General features: G+C 39.1%; 4 protein-coding genes. 3 read left to right on the top strand and 1 reads right to left on the bottom strand.

The window, feature by feature from the left end:
* Both HMPREF2867_RS11315 and HMPREF2867_RS02595 read left to right on the top strand, forming a co-directional pair.
* A partial coding sequence (locus tag HMPREF2867_RS11315) for a hypothetical protein (RefSeq protein WP_176744096.1) occupies window positions 1–234 on the top strand: 234 nt, incomplete at its 5' end.
* An 18-nt stretch (window positions 235–252) separates the two neighbouring features.
* Window positions 253–999, top strand: a complete 747-nt coding sequence (locus HMPREF2867_RS02595) for a CHAP domain-containing protein (RefSeq protein WP_070575551.1) — start codon at window positions 253–255, stop codon at window positions 997–999.
* 747 nt (window positions 1000–1746) lie between these two features.
* Here HMPREF2867_RS02595 and HMPREF2867_RS02590 read toward each other — a convergent pair.
* Entirely contained in the window at window positions 1747–1932 is a 186-nt protein-coding gene (locus HMPREF2867_RS02590) for a hypothetical protein (RefSeq protein WP_002890454.1), read from the bottom strand.
* Between the two features lie 255 nt (window positions 1933–2187).
* Between HMPREF2867_RS02590 and HMPREF2867_RS02585 the strand changes: the two genes are divergently transcribed.
* On the top strand, window positions 2188–2455 hold a 268-nt coding region (locus tag HMPREF2867_RS02585; protein WP_141750983.1), incomplete at its 3' end, for a transposase family protein.

The raw sequence follows: 2455 nt of genomic DNA, 5'->3' as shown, positions 1-2455 counted from the left end.
GATATCAAGGAAATTAAAGATAAACAATCTTCATCCTTGTCTATCAGCCAAGCGTATGGGTTATTTCCGACTTATAATAACTTTTTCCAACAGGTTGTAGAGCAAAACAAATGGGCGGAAGACCCACTTGTAACAAAATCTCAATTACCTACAAGCGAAATTGAGACTTTAAAACAGAAAGTCGAAGAATTGGAAAGAACGCTTTCGGAGATTAAACAAGCTATTCAAAAATAATTTAAGGAGGCCTACTATATGGCAACAGATAATGACATCATTCTATTCGCAGAAAATCTAGCTAACGCCGGCGTCGGTACTGATGCAGATGGATCGTGGGGGACACAATGCGTTGACCTGCCTAACTCTATCTCAATTAACTTCTTTGGCCGTGCTCTTTGGGGTAACGCCATTGACTTGCTAAACTCAGCGGCAGCAGCAGGCTACGAGGTCGAGTACAACCAAGAAGGCAACCTCGACAGCCGTCCACGTCGTGGGGCTGTATTCGTCATGGATACCACTTACATCGCAGGGCATTCATACGGCCACACTGGCTTGGTTATCGAAGATTCAGACGGCTACACCATGCGAACCATCGAGCAAAATATTGACGGCAACGCTGATAGCTTATATGTCGGTGGTCCCGCTCGTTACAACACACGTAATTTTGATGGCATTGTAGGCTGGTTCTATTTCCCAACGGACAACCAATCACAATCCCCTGCACCAACCCCAGCCCCGTTTGATGGTATAATTACTATCAACGAGGAAACCGGGACATTCACGGTTGAAGTATCAGCTCTTAACGTTCGAGCTGGTGCCGGTCTAGGCGCTGAAATCGTGGCAGTCTATGGAGCCGGTGAAACTATCAACTATGATGGCTGGTGTGATGTTGACGGCTATATCTGGATCAGTTACATTGGCGGGTCTGGTAATCGTCGCTATGTTGCAGTCGGACAATCAGAAAATGGTCGTCGTGTAACGTCATTCGGTTCATTCGCCTAAAATGTAAATAACAGACCACGAATCAAAATAAAATAAAAAGGAGTATATCACCTCCCGACAGACCACAGTTCGGAAATCATGGTGGTAGTGGTCGAAGCCCTGGCATTTGCTGGGGCTTTTTTTATTTGGTATAATGTATCTATCCATCATAGGCAAAGAGCTACGAGGCTATCTCATAGCTCTTTTTTATATTTGCGATTCTCATAGATAAGTGATAACATATTCTTAGGAACACTTGGCGTCGTTTCGATAAAAACTCTCGAACTGCCCTCGGCTTTTAGTCGGGGTTTTTTATTTTGTGAATAGCATTAGACATTTAATCTAAATAGAGGTACACTATAGATGGACTTTAACGTTCAATGTTTTTGTTTTTTTTCATGCCGCTTGGTAGCTCATGCTGCCAAGTCTTTTATATTTTAAAAAAGGGGCAAATAAGGGGCAATAAGTGTAAACTTTAGTAACTTTATATGTATTTTAGCGTCTATATCTTACACGCATATATCCTTATTTGACAGGTTTTCTTCCTATTATATACGCATTTAAAACTGTACTAACAGAATACCGTGGTTTGAAATCATTCTACAACTTGAAAAAATAATTCTATAGTCATATAGAATAAAAAGAGATTCCTTAGGAATCTCTTTTTTGTGTTTCTAAAGAATCTTAGATTGTGTTATGCATTGTCTCTAAATAGAAACTCTAAACATAAAAAGTCCCCTCAATCAATAAGATTGAGGGGACTTCGTCTTAGAATAGACCTTTAATCTTGTCTAAAGCTCCACTAACCATTTCGTTACCTGAAACAAGAGATTTGGCTTGGTCGAAGTATTCGCCCAAATCATCTTTATTGTCATCGACAAACTTTTTAGCAGCTTCGAAATCTTTCTTTTCGATCATTTCTTTTACTTGGTTAAATAGGTCCATTGGATTCATATCTGTTCTCCTTTATAAGTTTTCTTACAAACTCTATTTAATCACGCTTATAGTAAACTAGCAAGAAATATGTTTGAGGCGAGTGCTATGAGGATTATGATTTTCCAGTTAAGTACGATTGATAATTGTTTAATGGCTCTATAATTTCTGTAGTGGGTAAAACCACTGTAGAGATTATAGAGCTTTTTGAGTGTACACAAAAAGTCCCATAAGAACTATAATGAAAAGCGACCAAACCATCATTAGGAAGAACTCATGAGACTTATTAAGAATACCACAGAATTAATCGGAATTAAAGACCAAAATATCAAGATTTCACTTGTTTTTGAAACTGACACTCATATCGAGATTCAAGCAAAACTTGATTATCCTGCACCATCATGTCCTCACTGCCAAGGAAAGATGATCAAATATGACTTTCAAAAAACCTCTAAAATCCCTCTTCTCGAGCAAGCTGGAACTCCAACTCTACTACGTCTGAAAAAACGTCGTTTCCAGTGTAAAAATTGTAGGAGAGTCACGG

Source organism: Streptococcus sp. HMSC064H09 (assembly GCF_001812625.1).
Taxonomy (GTDB): Bacteria; Bacillota; Bacilli; order Lactobacillales; family Streptococcaceae; genus Streptococcus.
This window is presented reverse-complemented; position numbering and strand designations above follow the sequence as displayed.

Coding starts and splice junctions, on each gene's coding strand:
- HMPREF2867_RS02595 (WP_070575551.1), top strand. CDS start 253: ATGGCAACAGATAATGACATCATTCTATTCGCAGAAAATCTAGCTAAC.
- HMPREF2867_RS02590 (WP_002890454.1), bottom strand. CDS start 1,932: ATGAATCCAATGGACCTATTTAACCAAGTAAAAGAAATGATCGAAAAG.